Origin of the sequence: Pantoea sp. AS-PWVM4, assembly GCF_000468095.1 — a bacterium.
In the GTDB taxonomy this organism is placed as follows: domain Bacteria; phylum Pseudomonadota; class Gammaproteobacteria; order Enterobacterales; family Enterobacteriaceae; genus Pantoea; species Pantoea phytobeneficialis.
Map to the genome: position 1 here is coordinate 209,053 of NZ_ASZC01000003.1, position 18,033 is coordinate 227,085.

Consider the following 18,033-nt stretch of genomic DNA (forward strand, 5'->3'; position numbering starts at 1 on the left):
CTGTTTCCGTTCTGGCAACGATTAATCAATTGAGACTTCAACAGTCAGGTTGGCGCGCTCTTTTTTCCATATCAGGTTGCGATATTGCGAGCCAGCGATCACGTTGATGGTGTTATCTCCCTCTTTTTCACCAATTACAATCTGCTTAAAGATCTGATTGAACTCATTGGCTGCAAAAGGGGGCCACTTATAGCGATCCAGGTGTCCATCCGGCAGCTCAACCGTATGTTCCTCCAGCAAATTACCCAGGCTACTTTTTACCTTTATGGTAACTTTGCTACCTGAAGGTAAATCGGCTGCCAGCTTATCGCCAAAGAGGTCATGGTTAACCCAGGGATTTTCTGATGCAGTAAAAATCTCAGCTTTGACGGTTAAATGTTCCTGACTCTTTTTCCAGATTTTATTTTGCCAGGAGGTCCAGGGCATAATGGCGATATCATTATTAGCATCTTTAACGCCAATCTTGATTTTTTTCAGAGCATTGTTGAATTCATAGCCAGTATATTCTGACCAGCGCCAGCGACCCGTCATACTATCAGGAACCATCACTGTGTAATCTTCCAACATTTGCCCAGCCTGATCTTTTACCGTAATCATGACTGAACTGCCGGAGGCCAAATCACCAGTGTAAAGTTCGTCACCGAAAGGGTCGTTATTAACCCACATGTCCTCGATGGTAGTGATGACTTTTAAGTTGTCCAGTTTGTTTTTATAAATCTGGTTTTCGAAGGATGAACCAGGTTTAACATTAATTTCACCCGTATTAATGTCCAGCATCCCAAGTTTAACTTTCTTTAAATTGCTATTGAAGATCGCAGCAGAGTATGCCGGCCAGGTCCATTTGCTGACGTAGTCTTTACCCACTTTTACTGTGTGTTTTTCCAGTGCTTTATTTTGACTGTCATATACGCCGATCGTAATGAAACTGTCAGGGGAAAGTTCACCATCGAAAAGAGCGGAACTATAGGCGTCGGTCGTAATCATACGTCGGCCAACGGTCGTTCTGAGATCATTACCAACCCATTCGTATTGATAATTCACTTTACCTGTGCACCTACCATACTCATGCGGGTAGTAAAACGATCCCTGTTTACCGGTTGCAGTGACATAGGGTGGTGAAACGGTAATTTGTGAAACTTCAGGTGTGTAACAGGTATCGACACTTTTATAATATTCAATCCAACCGGATTGAACTGACCTCAGTAACCCCGAGCCAGCAGGAAGTCGCCATGCACCGATTTGTGTTTCTGTTGTGCTGCCTTCTTCTTTGACGAAACCGTACCAGACGTTGACATCGTCACTCCCACGACGGACTTCAAACAGATATCTTTGCCCTTTTTTGATCGGGTATAACCTGGAACAACTGGCACCATAGCTACCATCAGCGCCCAGTCTACAGCGTTCACTGTCTACAACTTCGGTGCCGTAAACAAAAGAGGAAAACACGACTGAATATTGATCGGCAGTTCGCGGTTGCAGACCAATATAACCAATTGCGGTTGCACCCGTAAAACCAAATTGGCTTGCATAGTAATAACCTGGCGTTTCCGGAGCGGTATTAACTGTAAATGGGAAGGTCAGGCTGGTGATATTCGTTGCATCGAGAGTATAGTTCCAACCTGCCATTCCTCCTGGTGTAATAGAGGCAGCATTCCCTGCGAATGTCGCACAAAGCGCCAGGGCTAATAAATGGTGTTTCATATTTCTCCGGTGTAAAAATAAAATATTGTAATTTTTTCTGTAGTTATTTTAATAAACTTCAGTTTTAGGTCTGGTTGCAGCTAAGCAAGGAATAAATATACCCCGCACTTCACTGAATAAAATTATTAATGTGTCAAAGGTAATAATTTAATTGATAATTAAGATATAACAATGTCGAAGAAGTGAAAATAGAGAGTGTTCTGGCGCGCGTTGAGAAAGTTCCCTGGAGTGTATTTCGTCAGTAAACTGCAATTGAAGATAATTGACAAACCGAAGTGGTATTGTTGAGTGAATAAAAAAGCCCATGCACAAGCATGGGCTTTTAATTAACGTCTGTTGCTGAAAATAATCAGACGTTAAACAGGAAGTTCATTACATCGCCATCTTTAACGATGTATTCTTTACCTTCAGAACGCATTTTTCCTGCTTCTTTCGCGCCTTGTTCACCTTTATAAGCGATGAAGTCATCAAACGCGATAGTCTGGGCACGGATAAAACCTTTCTCGAAGTCGGTATGGATTTTACCAGCCGCCTGCGGTGCAGTGGCACCGACCGGGATAGTCCAGGCACGTACTTCTTTTACACCGGCGGTGAAGTAAGTTTGCAGGTTCAGCAGAGTATAACCAGCGCGAATCACGCGGTTCAGACCGGGTTCTTCCAGGCCCATCTCAGCCATAAACTCCGCACGCTCATCATCTTCCAGTTCAGCGATATCGGATTCCACTGCGGCGCAAACCGGCACAACCACTGAACCTTCTGCGTCGGCAATTGCACGAACCTGGTCGAGATAAGGATTGTTCTCGAAGCCATCTTCGTTAACGTTGGCGATGTACATGGTGGGTTTCAGCGTCAGGAAGCTGAGATAACGAATTGCCGCTTTCTCATCAGCATCCAGATTCAGTGAGCGCAGCATCCCGGCATTTTCCAGATGCGGCAGACACTTCTCCAGCGCCGCCAACTCAGCTTTGGCGTCTTTGTCGCCGCCTTTGGCTTTCTTCTGTACACGCTGGATAGCACGTTCACAGGTATCGAGATCGGACAGCGCCAGTTCGGTGTTGATGATATCGATATCTTCCGCCGGGTTTACTTTGCCCGCGACGTGAATGATGTTCTCATTTTCGAAGCAGCGAACCACATGGCCGATGGCATCCGTTTCACGGATATTGGTCAGGAATTTGTTGCCCAGGCCTTCACCTTTAGAAGCACCTTCCACCAGACCGGCGATATCAACGAACTCCATGGTGGTCGGCACAACGCGCTGTGGCTTCACGATCTCGCTCAGTTGGTCAAGGCGCAGATCGGGCATTGGAACGACACCGGTGTTTGGCTCGATGGTGCAGAACGGAAAGTTGGCTGCTTCGATACCCGCTTTGGTCAGCGCGTTGAACAGGGTGGATTTACCGACGTTCGGCAGGCCCACAATACCGCATTTAAATCCCATGATCTGATTACCTTTCTCGCTGAGTGTGCAGCGTTGACCGGCAACGCTGACGATTCAAAAAATTTCGCGCATTATACACAGATTTCCCGGTCTGCGGCGCGGGATTTGGCCTTAACCGGCTTTGAAGGCGTGCAGACGGTTCATTGCCTTAATCTTATCTTCTTTCAGCCACAGTTCCGTACAGCGCACCGCTTCATCTACGGCATGATCGATCAGCTTCTGTTCACTGGCAGGGGGTTTACCCAGTACAAATCCGGTGACTTTATTGCGGTCACCCGGATGACCAATGCCGACCCGTAAACGGTGAAAATTATTGTTGTTACCCAGCTTGCTGATGATGTCTTTCAGACCGTTATGACCACCGTGGCCGCCACCCTGTTTAAACTTCGCCACGCCAGGAGGCAGGTCCAGTTCATCGTGTGCCACCAAAATTTCCTCTGGCGCGATGCGGTAGAACGTCGCCATTGCCGCGACCGCCTTCCCACTCAGGTTCATAAAAGTGGTGGGGACCAGTAGCCGCACATCTTCGCCCGCCAGCGATAAGCGAGCGGTGTAACCAAAGAATTTGGGTTCGTCTTTCAGAGACTGATTGTTGCGCTCTGCCAGCAGATCCACATACCAGGCACCTGCGTTATGGCGCGTAGAGGCATATTCCGCGCCGGGATTAGCCAGTCCCACAATCAGTTTAATGCTGCTCACGATGATTATCCTGTCTCGAAATCGAAAGGGCGTTAGTTTACTGCCTGACAGGGGAGATGACAAAGGGCTGAGACAGTGAATAGTGCCGCTACGTTATTTATCATTTTCTATCGAAATCAACCCGATAAGCGGTAAAGTTTCGTCAGGATTGTGAAAGATGTGTGATCATGCACGCATCTTAACCCCGGGTCATTGCCTAAACTTATAGCAAGTTAACGTTATGTGCTGTTTTTGGCATTACTAAAAAAGGATGGAGGTGAATTATGAAACGTCATCACTCTCGCTATATCGGTAATGGCCTGATGTGTCTCGGTTTACTCACCATGGTGCTTGGCGTCGGTTACTCGATCATTAATCAAATACCTTCGTTAAATCTGCCGCAATTCCTGGCGCATGGCGCAATGTTTAGCATCTTTATTGGTGCGCTGCTCTGGCTGGTGGGTGCGCGTGTCAGTGGGCGGGAAAAAGTGGAAGACCGCTATTTTTGGTTGCGCCACTACGGTGATAAACGTTGCCGTCGTAACACGCATCACCCATAAGACTACACCAGCGTAGCCTGATTCAACGGCTGTAACTGTGTCAGATATTGTTCAGTACGGTTACGGCCGCTGGCTTTTGCGCGATACAACGCCTCATCAGCCAATGCCAGTAATGTCGGGAAGTGAAGCTCTTCCTTGCTGGCTGTTGCATAGCCGATACTGACGGTGTAGCTGATATTATCCGGCAGCGATAACTGCGTTGCGACGCGAATACGTTCACATACCAATTGTGCCTGCTCACTGTCGCCGGGCAATATGGCGGCAAACTCTTCACCTCCCAACCGGGCAAACTGCCCCTCGTCAGGCAATAACGCCTGGGCAATCTGGCAAAAATCAATTAATACCCGATCACCTTGTTGGTGGCCGTAGCGATCGTTAATGCTTTTGAAATGGTCGAGATCGAATAATATCGCCGTGAAGGGTTGTTGTTGCCGTAAGCGTCGGGCGATGATTTTTTCCGCCTGCTCGAATAATGCGCGGCGGTTCCACACACTGGTTAAGGGATCGTGCAGTGATGCCAGTTTATGGGCGATCTGGGTACGTTCATTGACCATCGCCAGAATCGTAAACGTCAGGCCAATAACGAACAAAATCGATTCAAGCATGACGTACACGGAAAAACTGGAACCACCAATTGCACCATGCACCGGGGTGGCAACGGCGTCATCAAAGAAAATTCGTGCGACGTGAAACAGCAAATGTATCCACAACAACATCTGCGCGGGCCAGAAGGTGACGGTGAGCGCGGCGCGTGCCCGCCACAGCAGCTGAATCAATGCGCCGGTGTAGATGATGCACAGCAGACAAACGACCAGAACGCGTTTTGGCAGACTGAAGTAAAACGCCGGGAAAATACACAGAATCGCCCATAGCAATGCCCCCGCCAGCCAGCTCATGCCAAGTGGTTTTTTACAAAACACCCGGAAAGCATTTAACAGGTTGCCATAAGCCAGCATCATCACCACATTACCCACCGCAATGGGCAGGAACTGTAATCCTGCGGCACGCAGGCTGCTCAGAAACACGGCTGTAAGGGTTAACACCAGCGTCAGAGTGGTGAAACCCAGTACCCGATCATACTGTGAGCCAATCCAGGCAAATACCATAATGATGCTTAAAAACCCCAGGACATAGAGCTCGCAAACAAAAAGTGTGTAGATGTCGAGAGCCATAGTGGTCGGAGTTCTCAAAAAAAGTGTGGTGAAAAATACCACTAAACCCAGGACGGCTAAAGTCCGGATAGTAGTGTTAGTTGAAAACAGTGAATGGCAACGCGAATAGCGAATTTTAACGAAAATTATCGCGAAAATATCTGCGCCCGAAGCGGCTTAATCGGTAACTGAACTTAAACGTGTGGCAGGGAAATAAAACCGGGCCAGAGGTGGCCCGGTTTCGTTCGATTAATGCTCGAACATGGCTGAAATGGATTCTTCGTTGCTGATACGACGAATCGCTTCGGCCAGCATACCGGACAACGTCAAAGTACGTACGTTCGGCAGAGATTTCATCTCGTCAGACAGTGGGATGGTGTCGCAGACAATCACCTGATCGATCACTGACTTGCGCAGATTTTCCACCGCGTTACCGGAGAAGATCGGGTGAGTGGCGTACGCGAAAACGCGTTTCGCGCCACGCTCTTTCAGCGCTTCAGCCGCTTTGCACAGCGTACCGCCGGTGTCGATCATATCGTCGACCAGTACACAGTCACGGCCAGCGACGTCACCGATGATGTGCATCACCTGAGAAACGTTAGCACGCGGGCGACGTTTATCGATGATAGCCATGTCAGTGTCGTTAAGCAGTTTGGCGATGGCACGGGCGCGCACCACACCACCAATGTCAGGAGAAACGACAATCGGGTTCTCCAGACCAATTTGCAACATATCTTCCAGCAGGATCGGGCTGCCAAATACGTTGTCTACCGGGACATCAAAGAAGCCCTGGATCTGCTCGGCGTGCAGGTCAACCGTCAAAACACGGTCAACACCAACGCTGGAAAGGAAATCCGCGACTACTTTAGCGGTAATCGGCACACGCGCGGAACGCACACGGCGGTCCTGACGGGCATAGCCAAAGTAGGGGATAACGGCAGTAATACGACCAGCAGAAGCCCGACGCAGCGCGTCGACCATCACTACCAGCTCCATCAGATTATCGTTGGTGGGGGCACAGGTGGACTGGATGATGAAAATATCACCACCGCGTACATTTTCGTTAATCTGTACACTCACTTCACCGTCGCTGAAACGACCGACAGCGGCGTCTCCGAGGCTGGTGTAAAGGCGGTTGGCAATACGTTGTGCTAGTTCCGGGGTGGCGTTACCAGCAAATAGCTTCATATCAGGCACGAGAAGAACCTCAGGCTTTGCGTCCAGCGAATGAACGACGTTGCGATAACCGGCGAATATCGCAAAGCGTGTTCAGACAGGTGTGTTGATGCGTCGCGTGCTGTGCCTGGAACAGGGGTGACACAGTCACGCATACGCTTAAATCCCGGAAAGAGTACGCTGTAACGGCGAGACATTCAGCCCGCGCGCCACAAATCCTCGTATCCATTCCGGGGCAAGCTCCAGCACCTGACGAGCTTCGGATTCGGTGTTAAATTCAGCAAACACACAGGCCCCGGTCCCAGTCAGGCGCGACGGCGCGTATTCTAGCAGCCAGGAAACCAGCTCATCAACCTCGCGAAAACGTTTTCTTGCCACAGACTCACAATCATTGTGGAAAGGGCGCTGCAAAAGTTCATCAAGTGAGCGTATCGGTGAATCGCGCGTCAGTTCAGGATCGCCAAAAATGACCGGGGTGGCGATACTTACGCCAGGATGCGCAACCAGATACCATTTTTCATCTGGCTCTGCGGGTTGCAATTGTTCACCTACGCCTTCCGCAAAGGCGGCATGACCGCGAACAAACACCGGAACGTCGGCACCGAGTCGTACGCCAAGGGTTGCCAGCTCATCTACGCTAAGTCGCGTTTGCCACAAATGATTCAGCGCCACCAACACTGTCGCCGCATCCGACGAGCCGCCACCCAGGCCTCCTCCCATTGGCAGCCGCTTTTCCAGCGCAATCGCCGCACCGGCCTGGGGCGGTAACGTACCGCGTGCTTCAGCCGCATGCATCAGGGCACGAGCGGCACGAACGATCAGGTTGTGTTCATCCGGCACACCCGCTAACGGTGTCAACAGACGAATGTTGCCACTGTCATCTGGGGTGATGGTCAGCGTATCGCCGTAATCTAAAAACTGAAACAGGGTTTGCAGGTTATGATAGCCGTCAGGACGACGGCCGGTGATGTAAAGAAATAAATTCAGCTTTGCCGGGGCAGGCCAGGAGGTAATCATTGTACGGTCCAGCTATCCATCCGCAGCTTAATACGCTGTCCACCCTCGGTCAGCTCGAGATTGGCAGGCAGAGGAGGGGTGACTTTGCTGTCATAATCTGAGATGGCAACGTGCCATTGCTGGCCGTTACGACTGTAATTCAGGCTCTGCAATTGATACTGGTCGTTTAACTGATAGTCGCTGGCATCGCCTGGCAGACCCATCATCCACTGACGCAGGTTGGCGAGGGGAATATCCATCCCGGTGAGCTGAGAAATCATCTTTTCAGCGTCATTGCTGACATAGCGTTTGCCTTTGTTATCGACCACCTGCACCACGGAACCCTGGGCATCAAGTTGTAACTCGGTGCTGCCCAGCGGATTGGTCAGCAGCAAACGATAACGGTCAGCGGCAGTTTGCTGCCAGTTAAAGCGGGCATACACCTTCTGGCGATCAGAAATATAGGCGAAGGCACCGCGTGTCTCATAATGGCTGACTTTAGCCACCGCCTGTTGATGTTGCTGCCACTGGGGTGCGGTGGTGCTTGGGCCTGGTCCCTGCGGTTTGTTGACGCTACAGGCAGCCAGCAATACGCTGGCAAGGGGTAAAAGGCGCAACAGCTTGCGCGAAGGCATAGGCATCACCTGGTCATCTCCTCGGACAGGTTTTTACTTCGTAACCGGTAACGCTAACCATCCGCATCTAAGCCGTCAATGCTGTTGTACCGATTATTGCGCACGATCAGTTTAATCTTATTACAGTCATAGGCTTTGTATGGCTTTTCTTGATCTGTGGCATCTTGTAGAATGCGCTTCACAAAACCCTGACAATAATTGGGATATCCCAACCAGAACCACCATGACGCTGCTCGCTCTCGGAATCAACCATAAAACCGCACCCGTTGCACTGCGCGAACGTGTTTCGTTCACGCCGGACACGCTGGATCAGGCGCTTAGCAGCCTGCTGTCCCAGCCGATGGTGCAAAGCGGAGTGGTGCTTTCCACCTGTAATCGCACTGAACTCTACCTCAGCGTAGAGCAGCAGGCCGATTTGCAGGAGAAGCTGGTGCGCTGGTTGTGTGACTATCACCAACTGCGTGAAGAAGATGTGCGCAAGAGCCTGTACTGGCATCAGGACAACGCGGCAGTCAGCCATCTGATGCGTGTTGCCAGCGGTCTGGATTCTTTAGTGCTGGGTGAGCCGCAGATTCTCGGCCAGGTAAAAAAAGCTTTTGCCGATTCACAACGTGGTCAGGCGTTGTCCAGTGAACTGGAACGGATGTTCCAGAAAACCTTCTCCGTCGCCAAACGGGTGCGCACAGAAACTGAAATTGGTGCCAGTGCGGTATCTGTGGCGTTTGCCGCCTGTTCTCTGGCACGTCAAATCTTCGAATCTCTCAGCTCGGTTAACGTGTTGCTGGTGGGCGCGGGCGAAACGATTGAATTGGTCGCGCGTCATTTGCGTGAGCATCATGTGCAAAAGCTGATGATTGCCAACCGTACGCGTGAACGCGCGCAGTTGCTGGCTGATGAGGTCGGGGCAGAGGTCATCGGGCTGGCGGATATCGATTCGCGACTGGCTGATGCCGATATTATTATTTCTTCCACCGCCAGCCCGTTGCCGATTATTGGTAAAGGCATGGTCGAGCGTGCATTGAAAGCCCGCCGTAACCAGCCGATGCTGCTGGTGGATATCGCAGTACCGCGCGATGTGGAGCCGGAAGTCGGCAAGCTCGCCAATGCTTACCTGTACAGCGTGGATGACCTTCAGGCGATCATTGAGCAGAACATGGCCCAGCGTAAAGCTGCGGCGGTGCAGGCTGAAAGCATCGTGGTGCAGGAAAGCGGCGAATTTATGGCCTGGCTGCGTGCGCAAAGCGCGGTCGACACCATTCGTGAATATCGCTCGCAGGCTGATGATGTACGCCTTGAATTGCAGGAGCGCGCGCTGGCCGCACTGCGTCAGGGAGCGGATGCCGAAAAAGTGTTGCAGGAACTGGCGCACAAACTTACCAATCGTTTAATTCACGCTCCAACCAAATCACTACAGCAGGCCGCGCGCGATGGCGACAGCGAACGCCTGCAAATCTTACGTGACAGCCTCGGTCTCGATTAGGCTGTCACGACCTTTTACGGGATACCCTCAATTACATGAAGACCTCTATTGTTGCCAAGCTGGAAGCTCTCCAGGAACGCCACGAAGAAGTGGAAGCCCTGCTGGGCGATGCTGGCGTGATCGCCGATCAGGATCGTTTCCGTGCCCTCTCGCGCGAATATGCGCAACTGTCTGATGTGACCCGCTGTTTCCGTGAATGGCAGCAGGTGCAGGAAGATGTTGAGACAGCGGAGATGTTGCTCGACGATCCTGAAATGCGCGAGATGGCGCAGGATGAACTGAAAACCGCACGCGAAAAGCGTGAAGTGCTGGAGCAGCAGCTACAGGTATTGTTGCTGCCGAAAGATCCTGATGATGAGCGTCCGTGCTTTGTCGAAGTGCGTGCTGGTACCGGTGGCGATGAAGCGGCAATTTTTGCCGGCGACCTGTTCCGCATGTACAGCCGTTATGCCGAGTCTCGCCGCTGGCAGGTGGATATTATCAGCAGCAATGACGGTGAGCATGGCGGGTATAAAGAAGTCATCGCCCGTGTGACGGGTGATGGTGCCTATGGTCGTTTCAAGTTCGAATCGGGCGGTCATCGCGTACAGCGTGTGCCGGAAACCGAATCACAGGGGCGTATTCACACCTCGGCCTGTACAGTGGCGGTAATGCCGGAACTGCCGGAAGCCGAGCTGCCGGATATCAACCCCAGCGACCTGAAAATTGATACCTTCCGCTCCTCCGGTGCGGGTGGTCAGCACGTTAACACCACCGATTCTGCCATCCGTATTACCCACCTGCCGACCGGCATTGTGGTGGAGTGTCAGGATGAGCGTTCGCAGCATAAAAACAAAGCTAAAGCGTTGGCAGTGCTGGGCGCGCGTATTCACGCGGCGGAGATGGCAAAACGCCATGAAGCGGAAGCGTCCACCCGTCGTAACCTGCTGGGCAGCGGCGACCGTTCGGACCGTATCCGTACTTACAACTTCCCGCAGGGGCGCGTTACCGATCACCGCATTAACCTGACCATCTATCGTCTGGATGAGACGATGGAAGGCAAGCTGGATAGCCTGATTGAGCCTATCGTGCAGGAATACCAGGCCGACCAGTTGGCCGCGCTGGCTGGACAGGATTAATGGATATTCGCCACTGGCTGAAGCATGCCGTTGCTACCCTGAGCGGCGGCGACAGCCCCAAGCGCGATGCCGAAATTTTGCTGGCGTTTGTTACCGGCAAATCCCGTACCTGGCTGGTGGCGTTTGACGATACAGCGCTGGATGAGAACCAGTTACAACAACTGAATGCGCTCCTGGCTCGACGTGCGCAGGGTGAGCCGGTGGCGCATCTGGTGGGTGAACGTGAATTCTGGTCGTTACCTCTGCGCGTCAGCGATGCGACTTTGATCCCGCGTCCTGACACCGAGGTGTTGGTCGAGCAGGCGCTGGCTCATCTGCCGACCCGTGCCGCCACTCTCCTTGACTTAGGTACTGGCACCGGAGCCATCGCGCTGGCGCTCGCCAGCGAACGGCCTGATTGTCAGGTCATCGGCTGTGATCGCATCGCAGCTGCCGTGGCGCTGGCGCAGGAAAACGCGCAGCGTTTGCACATCAGCAATGCACAATTTCTCCTCAGCGATTGGTTCGACAATCTCACCCCGCAACGTTTTGATCTGATTGCCAGTAATCCCCCCTATATAGACGCTACCGACCATCATTTGCAGCAGGGTGATGTGCGGTTTGAACCGCTCAGTGCGCTGGTGGCCGATGAGGCGGGATTAGCCGATCTGCGGGTGATTATTGCAACGGCACCACACTGGCTGCACGCTGGCGGTTGGTTGTTGCTGGAACATGGCTGGCAGCAGGGCGAGGCGGTGCGAGAATTGATGGTTCAACATGGCTATCAACAGGTCAACACAGTGGACGACTACGGCGGCAACCCGCGCGTTACACTTGGGCAATTTTTCTTATAAAGGAAGCAAGATGGCTAGCTGGTATCCGCTGATTAAACATTTTCATCTGCTTACAGTGCTGATTACTGTCAGCCTGTTTCTGGTGCGTTTTTACTGGAAATGCACCGGTTCAGCACAGCTCGATCGCCGCTGGGTGCGCATTGCTCCGCACATCAACGACACGTTTTTGTTGCTGAGTGGTGTGCTGCTGGTCGTAATTACGCACTTTTACCCGTTCACACCACAAGGAAGCTGGCTGACTGAGAAGCTGTTAGGGGTTATTATCTACATCGCCTTAGGTTCCGTGGCCTTGAGTCGTCGCCCGCGAAAGATGAGCACCCGCTGGATTGCCTGCCTGGTCGCGATCGTTGCGTTACTGGTAGTGATTAAGCTGGCGATGACCAAAATGCCGTTATTGGGGATAGTATGACCTCGCCAGAGCAACTCGATTACAGTCAAACACCGTTATGTGAAGCGGTTATTGGTGCAACCTGCGCCATCCGCGAAGATTTTTCTGCTCAATCCGTAGAGCAACAGCTGGCAGCGTTAGTGGCGGAAGCGCGTGCGTATGTCAGCAGTGCCAGTGATGCTGACCTGCAACTGGAGAAGTTGCTGGAACTGTTCTACCGCCAGTGGGGTTTTGGCGGTGCCAGTGGCGTCTACAATTTATCCGATGCCTTATGGATCGATAAGGTGTTGAAAAGCCGTCAGGGCACTGCGGTGTCACTGGGCGTTATCCTGCTGCACATTGCCGAAGAGCTGGAGTTGCCGCTGATGCCGGTTATCTTCCCGACCCAGATGATTCTGCGGGCCGACTGGCTGGATGGTGAGATGTGGCTGATTAACCCGTTTAACGGTGAAACCCTCGATACCCACACGCTGGAAGTCTGGCTGAAGGGCAATATCAGCCCGACGGCTAAGCTCTATCAGGATGATCTCGATGAAGCGAAAACGGTCAGCGTAATGCGTAAGATGCTGGATACGCTGAAAGCGGCGCTGATGGACGAGAAAAAGATGGAGCTGGCGTTAAATGTTAGCCAGGTGCTGTTACAAATCGATCCGGATGACCCCTACGAAATTCGCGACCGTGGTTTGATTTACGCGCAACTGGAGTGCGAACATATCGCGCTAAACGATCTTACCTACTTCGTTGAACAGTGTCCGGAAGACCCGGTTAGCGAAATGATTAAAGTGCAGATCCACGCAATTGAACAAAAACAGGTCACGCTGCACTAAGCGTACCTCTGAAAAAGGAAAGGGCATGACACAGAAAGTAGTCAGTATTGGTGATATCAAGGTCGCAAACGATCTGCCATTTGTTCTCTTTGGCGGCATGAACGTGCTGGAGTCGCGCGACCTCGCCATGCGTATCTGCGAACATTACGTAACCGTGACCGACAAACTCGGTATCCCCTACGTGTTCAAAGCCTCTTTTGACAAAGCCAACCGTTCCTCCATCCACTCTTACCGTGGTCCGGGCCTGGAAGAGGGGATGAAGATTTTCCAGGAGCTGAAGCAAGCCTTCGGCGTGAAAATCATTACTGACGTCCACGAACCGGCGCAGGCACAGCCTGTGGCTGAAGTGGTAGATGTCATTCAGCTGCCGGCCTTCCTTGCACGTCAGACTGACCTGGTTGAAGCGATGGCGAAAACGGGCGCAGTCATTAACGTGAAAAAACCCCAGTTCGTCAGCCCGGGTCAGATGGGTAACATTGTCGATAAATTCGCCGAAGGCGGTAACGATAAAGTGATCCTGTGTGACCGTGGTAGCAACTTCGGTTATGACAACCTGGTCGTGGATATGCTGGGCTTTAACGTGATGAAGAAAGTCACCAATAACTGCCCGGTGATTTTCGACGTGACTCATGCGCTGCAAACTCGTGATCCGTTTGGTGCTGCCTCAGGCGGTCGCCGTGCGCAGGTGGGTGAACTGGCGCGTGCCGGTATGGCGGTCGGCATTGCTGGTCTGTTTATCGAAGCCCACCCGGAGCCAAACAGCGCCAAATGTGATGGCCCGTCTGCACTGCCGCTCGACAAACTGGAGCCGTTCCTGGTACAGATGAAAGCGATTGATGACCTGGTGAAAAGCTTCCCGGAACTGGATACCAGCAACTAAATCGTTGGTTGGTAAAAAGGCGTCGAAAGACGCCTTTTTTATTGGCTTGCTATCCGTAGCGGCGGGATTTATCGCGCAGGTATTACCGATAGCGTTAAAGGCGTGCGATGAATCGCACCGCTACAGCATAATCGTCATCAAATAGCCGACAAACAACGCCAGGTGTGCCGCGCCATTCAACACATTGGTTCGTCCGGTGGAAAATGAAATGTGGCACAGGATCAGTACCGCACTCATCACCACCATATGCGGTGGTTCCAGACCGAACACCAGTTGCTGCCCGGTCAGCGTGGCTATAATGGTCACCGCCGGTACGGTCAGTGAAATGGTGGCCAGTACTGAACCGAAAAACAGGTTCATCGCACGCTGCACCTGGTTCATCAGCACCGCTTTAATCGCCCCCAATCCTTCCGGTGACAGGATCAGCAACGCCACAAGAAAGCCAGTAAACTGCTGCGGTGCGTTTAATTCGGTTAACAGATGCTCCAGCGTGTTGGCATTCATCTTGGTTACGCTGATAACCGCAATCAGATGCACAATCAGCCAGGCGGTATGCCATAACGAGCTGTGCGCTGAAGGTTTTCCGTGGTGCGGGTCGCCATCATCGCTCTCATCCTCGTGTTCGTAGACAAACAGGTTTTGATGCGTTTTGGTCTGAATCAACAGAAACACGCCGTACATTGCGGCAGAAATCGCCGCAATCAGCAAAGCCTGTGCGGTTGAAAAATTACCGCCGGGCAACGCATTCGGGAATACCAGTACCAGGATGGCGAGTGGGAAAATGGCGATCAGATATTGCTTCACCCCCACCAGATTGACGTATTGCGTTGCGAATTTGCGTCCACCCAGCAGCAGGGCAAATCCCACCAGCCCGGCGGTAACAATCATAATGATCGAATACAGGGTATCGCGCATCAATGCGGGAGCAGCGTCGCCGGTTGCCATCAGCGCCGATATCAGGCTGACCTCAAGGATCACCACGGAAAGGCTGAGTATCAGCGAACCATAAGGCTCACCCAGTCGGTGCGCCAGCACATCGGCATGGCGTACCACGCTGAACGCACTACTCAGAATGGCCACCAGGGCCAGTAAATTAATGCCAATCACCACTGGCAGGCTGGTTTGTGCACCAAAAAAACTCAGTACGCCCAGTGCGACGATGGGGAAAATCAGGGAATATTCAGTGTGACGGGTTTTCTCATGTACAGCCATTCGCCATCCTCTCCGAAAAAAAGAATAAAATCAGGCAGTCAGTGCCTGATAAATATACTTACTTTTACAGCGTTGCGCAGTGTAACTTTTCATCACGCTTGGTGCCGGGTTTTTACGATTATTTACTTTAGAAGAAAAAATAAATCTCATCACTAAAAAACCTGGTTATTTCTCTTCATATCATTATTTTCATCACGTTAATCATTGCTGATTCTCATCTTATTCTGGAGAAATGGCGTTTTTTTCACGTTTTTGTTTGAGTAAATGCTGGTTCTGAACTTTTAACTCACTTAACACGATAAAAGTGATGATTTGCGTTTTTTACTATCTGTTCCAGACTTACCCTGTGGTTAGAAAAGGAGGATTTATGCCTTACTCATCAACACATGAACTACCTGACAGTGTACGCCACGTACTACCGGCGCATGCGCAAAAAATCTACCAGAAAGCATTTAACAGCGCCTGGGATGAATACCGCGATGAGGATGATCGCTTCGGTAACGACTCGCGCGAAAAAGTGGCCCACAAAGTTGCCTGGGCTGCGGTCAAAAAAGATTATCAAAAAGGCGACGATAACAAGTGGCACCCTAAACACTGATCCCTGCGGGCCATTGCGGCCCGCTTCACACTTCCTGTCTCCCCCGGTCAAGTTTCATGCCAGGCAGCCGATGCTATTTACGGGCAATTTACCCTTTGTGATCGGCATCAACCTTGAAAAAATTGTGACAAATGCATTAATGTCTTCTGATAAGGCGGTGCATCAGCATCCGCTGTGACGAAATCAGTATCTCAGGAGCTAAACCGACAGGATGTCAGGGCAGTTGAGGAGGTCGCATTGCTAACCCGGGAATTCTTATTAAAAGCAGATTGTAAAACCTCATTCGGTGATATCGAAGAGACGTTGCTGTGGAGTTGCGAACAGCGAGCTGCTTCGCTTGCCGCTACGCTTGCCTGCCGTCCTGACCACAGTCCGGTATGGATTTTTGGTTATGGCTCGCTGATGTGGAACCCGGTGTTTGAGGCGGAAGAAGTCGCTTCTGGTCAACTTGATGGCTGGCACCGGGCATTCTGCCTGCGGTTAATTGCCGGGCGTGGCACGGCAACGCATCCCGGACGTATGCTCGCGTTGAAAGAGGGTGGCAGCACCAGCGGCCTGGCGTTTCGTCTGCCCGAAGCGCGTCTGCATGACGAGCTGGAATTGCTGTGGAAGCGGGAAATGATCACCGGTTGCTATCTCCCTACCTGGTGCGAACTGAAGCTGGATGATGATCGCAGGGTATCGGCGCTGGTATTTATCATGGACCCGCGTCATCCGCTGTTTGAAGCAGACTCCTGTCCGGGCACCATTGCGCCATTAATTGCCCAGGCCAGCGGTCCGCTGGGCACCAATGCGCAATATCTGTTCTCGCTGGAGCAGGAGCTGGCAAAACGCGGCATGCAGGAAGAGGGCCTGACGGTTCTGGCTACCCAGGTCAGAGCGCTGCAACAGTGCACAGCGCGGGTATCCTCTTAATTACCGGGATTAATCAGCCAGGTACCAGGTTTATCAATCGTCAGTGACTGACTGTGAACCTGGTTACCGTTGTGCACTTCAATATGATACTGACCTGCCGCCAGACTCAATGACGCAAAGCCGTTACTGGCGGGTTTCACATTCTGCGCTTTACCATTCACCACAATATTTTCCCCGTCCTGCAACCGCAGATAAAGGGTTGCCAACACCGGCGTACTGCTGGCAGATTTGCTGGCGTCAGCGGAGGCTGCGGCATTTGATGCGGCTATTTCTGGTTCAGCGCTACGATGGTTGACCTTCCACACGGCAACGATCACCGCCAGAATAGCCACCGCAGCGACGGCCAACAGACCGGGTGACAAACGACGTACATTGCGCGGGGTGACCGGTTCAATAACCGCAGCCGCGTGGTTAACGGCCATTACCTGTGGTTCGGGTATGTTAATCGGTACTTCTGGCTCGATGGGCGTGTCGTTAACCGGGGTAATCTGGGTAACCAAGGCTTCCACATCGCTCACCGGCAGATCGATCAGGCTGGCAAACGCATCAATGGTCTGTGGCCGATCTGCTGGCTTCATCGCCAGCGCACAATCAATCGCATGCAGCAGTGGCAACGAATAACCTTCAGGTTTACGTTCAACCAGCGGCTGATAGTTGTCTTCAATGCAGCGTACCACGGAAACCGGGGGGGCATAGCCGGTGATCAGATTGTGCAACACCGCGCCCAGCGCATAGATATCCGTCCAGGGACCTTGTTCGCCTTCACCTTCTTCACTGTATTGCTCGATCGGTGCGAAGCCCGGCTTCAGCATGATTTCGGTTTCGTCGGAAAGGTTACCAATCTCCTTGCGTGCGGAGCCGAAATCGAGCAGCACCGGCAGTTGATTTTCCTGAATCTGGATGTTGTCCAGGGAGATATCGCGATGCAGATAACCCGCCTGGTGAATGGTATTGATCGCACCAAACAGCGGTGGTAACAGTCGGCGTATCCAGGCTTCATCGATGCTTTCCGGGCTGGTGACTTGCCACTCTTTAAGCGTCATCCCGCTGTAGTAGAGCGTGCCCATATAGGCAGTGCCATTTTCTTCCCAAAAACGCAGAACGTGTAGCAGGCCAGGATGATTAAAGCGCGCCAGCAGGCGGGCCTCCTGAATAAAACTGTTGCGACCGGCGTTGAACAATTTTTGAAAACGTTCGCCACGCAGTTCCAGCGACAGATCGGCAGCGCGCACCGCCAGCGACACCGGCATATATTCCTTAATGGCGATGGTTCGTTCCAGTTGATGATCCCAGGCGCGGTAGACAATGCCAAAACCACCGCCGCCAATCACATCTTTGATTTCGAACTCATTGAACCGGTAACCCGCAGGCAGGGCGTTGGGTATCTTTAGATTATCGTTTGCCGACATAGTGAACTCTCTGAACACGTCCTGTAGCCCGCCCG

At 52.1% G+C, this 18,033-nt stretch carries 18 protein-coding genes; 9 read left to right on the forward strand and 9 right to left on the reverse strand.

The window, feature by feature from the left end:
- Positions 1 to 21 precede the first annotated feature (21 nt).
- The 3 genes from L579_RS22990 to pth form a co-directional block, all read right to left on the reverse strand.
- On the reverse strand, positions 22 to 1,701 hold the full coding sequence (locus L579_RS22990) for a hypothetical protein (RefSeq protein ID WP_021182905.1): 1,680 nt from the start codon (positions 1,699 to 1,701) through the stop codon (positions 22 to 24).
- 349 nt (positions 1,702 to 2,050) lie between these two features.
- Positions 2,051 to 3,142 (reverse strand): redox-regulated ATPase YchF, encoded by a 1,092-nt coding sequence (gene ychF / locus L579_RS03570; RefSeq protein WP_021182906.1) that lies wholly within the window; start codon positions 3,140 to 3,142, stop codon positions 2,051 to 2,053.
- A gap of 111 nt (positions 3,143 to 3,253) precedes the next feature.
- On the reverse strand, positions 3,254 to 3,841 hold the full coding sequence (gene pth / locus L579_RS03575) for an aminoacyl-tRNA hydrolase (RefSeq protein ID WP_021182907.1): 588 nt from the start codon (positions 3,839 to 3,841) through the stop codon (positions 3,254 to 3,256).
- Positions 3,842 to 4,104: 263 nt separating this feature from the next.
- Between pth and ychH the strand changes: the two genes are divergently transcribed.
- Positions 4,105 to 4,380, forward strand: a complete 276-nt coding sequence (gene ychH, locus L579_RS03580) for a stress-induced protein YchH (protein ID WP_021182908.1) — start codon at positions 4,105 to 4,107, stop codon at positions 4,378 to 4,380.
- Positions 4,381 to 4,382: 2 nt separating this feature from the next.
- Here ychH and L579_RS03585 read toward each other — a convergent pair whose 3' ends face one another.
- The 4 genes from L579_RS03585 to lolB all read right to left on the reverse strand — a co-directional run bounded on the left by L579_RS03585 (position 4,383) and on the right by lolB (position 8,344).
- Positions 4,383 to 5,552, reverse strand: coding sequence for a GGDEF domain-containing protein (locus L579_RS03585; protein ID WP_036624938.1), 1,170 nt, complete (start codon positions 5,550 to 5,552; stop codon positions 4,383 to 4,385).
- Between the two features lie 228 nt (positions 5,553 to 5,780).
- Positions 5,781 to 6,728, reverse strand: a complete 948-nt coding sequence (gene prs, locus L579_RS03590; RefSeq protein WP_021182910.1) for a ribose-phosphate diphosphokinase — start codon at positions 6,726 to 6,728, stop codon at positions 5,781 to 5,783.
- 138 nt (positions 6,729 to 6,866) lie between these two features.
- The gene (gene ispE, locus L579_RS03595) at positions 6,867 to 7,724 is read right to left on the reverse strand and encodes a 4-(cytidine 5'-diphospho)-2-C-methyl-D-erythritol kinase (RefSeq protein WP_021182912.1); all 858 of its coding nucleotides are present in this window, start codon (positions 7,722 to 7,724) and stop codon (positions 6,867 to 6,869) included.
- Positions 7,721 to 8,344, reverse strand: a complete 624-nt coding sequence (gene lolB / locus L579_RS03600) for a lipoprotein insertase outer membrane protein LolB (protein WP_021182913.1) — start codon at positions 8,342 to 8,344, stop codon at positions 7,721 to 7,723. The genes ispE and lolB overlap by 4 nt, the downstream gene beginning before the upstream one ends.
- A gap of 217 nt (positions 8,345 to 8,561) precedes the next feature.
- On the opposite strand from lolB, the gene hemA reads away from it, so the two are divergent.
- Genes hemA through kdsA form a run of 6 tightly spaced genes read left to right on the forward strand, consistent with a single transcriptional unit; the run spans position 8,562 to position 13,864 of the window.
- Entirely contained in the window at positions 8,562 to 9,818 is a 1,257-nt protein-coding gene (gene hemA, locus L579_RS03605; RefSeq protein ID WP_036624944.1) for a glutamyl-tRNA reductase, read from the forward strand.
- Between the two features lie 35 nt (positions 9,819 to 9,853).
- Entirely contained in the window at positions 9,854 to 10,936 is a 1,083-nt protein-coding gene (prfA, locus tag L579_RS03610; RefSeq protein ID WP_021182915.1) for a peptide chain release factor 1, read from the forward strand.
- A complete protein-coding gene (gene prmC, locus L579_RS03615) occupies positions 10,936 to 11,769 on the forward strand; it encodes a peptide chain release factor N(5)-glutamine methyltransferase (protein WP_021182916.1) in 834 nt (277 codons plus the stop codon). Before prfA ends, prmC begins: the two co-directional genes overlap by 1 nt.
- 10 nt (positions 11,770 to 11,779) lie before the next feature.
- Positions 11,780 to 12,178: a SirB2 family protein gene (locus L579_RS03620; RefSeq protein WP_021182917.1), complete on the forward strand. Its 399-nt coding sequence runs from the start codon at positions 11,780 to 11,782 to the stop codon at positions 12,176 to 12,178.
- Positions 12,175 to 12,984, forward strand: a complete 810-nt coding sequence (gene sirB1 / locus L579_RS03625) for an invasion regulator SirB1 (protein WP_021182918.1) — start codon at positions 12,175 to 12,177, stop codon at positions 12,982 to 12,984. Before L579_RS03620 ends, sirB1 begins: the two co-directional genes overlap by 4 nt.
- Positions 12,985 to 13,009: 25 nt before the next feature.
- The gene (gene kdsA / locus L579_RS03630) at positions 13,010 to 13,864 is read left to right on the forward strand and encodes a 3-deoxy-8-phosphooctulonate synthase (protein WP_021182919.1); all 855 of its coding nucleotides are present in this window, start codon (positions 13,010 to 13,012) and stop codon (positions 13,862 to 13,864) included.
- Positions 13,865 to 13,984: 120 nt separating this feature from the next.
- Here the strand turns inward: kdsA and chaA are convergent, their stop codons facing one another.
- A complete protein-coding gene (gene chaA / locus L579_RS03635) occupies positions 13,985 to 15,076 on the reverse strand; it encodes a sodium-potassium/proton antiporter ChaA (protein WP_021182920.1) in 1,092 nt (363 codons plus the stop codon).
- A 367-nt stretch (positions 15,077 to 15,443) separates the two neighbouring features.
- Here chaA and chaB point away from each other — a divergent pair, with 367 nt between their 5' ends.
- Both chaB and L579_RS03645 read left to right on the forward strand, forming a co-directional pair.
- A complete protein-coding gene (chaB, locus tag L579_RS03640) occupies positions 15,444 to 15,674 on the forward strand; it encodes a putative cation transport regulator ChaB (protein ID WP_021182922.1) in 231 nt (76 codons plus the stop codon).
- Positions 15,675 to 15,911: 237 nt separating this feature from the next.
- Positions 15,912 to 16,589, forward strand: coding sequence for a gamma-glutamylcyclotransferase (locus L579_RS03645; protein ID WP_021182924.1), 678 nt, complete (start codon positions 15,912 to 15,914; stop codon positions 16,587 to 16,589).
- On the opposite strand, the gene L579_RS03650 is transcribed toward L579_RS03645, so the two are convergent.
- Positions 16,586 to 17,998, reverse strand: a complete 1,413-nt coding sequence (locus L579_RS03650) for a serine/threonine protein kinase (RefSeq protein WP_021182925.1) — start codon at positions 17,996 to 17,998, stop codon at positions 16,586 to 16,588. The genes L579_RS03645 and L579_RS03650 overlap by 4 nt on opposite strands.
- Positions 17,999 to 18,033 lie beyond the last annotated feature (35 nt).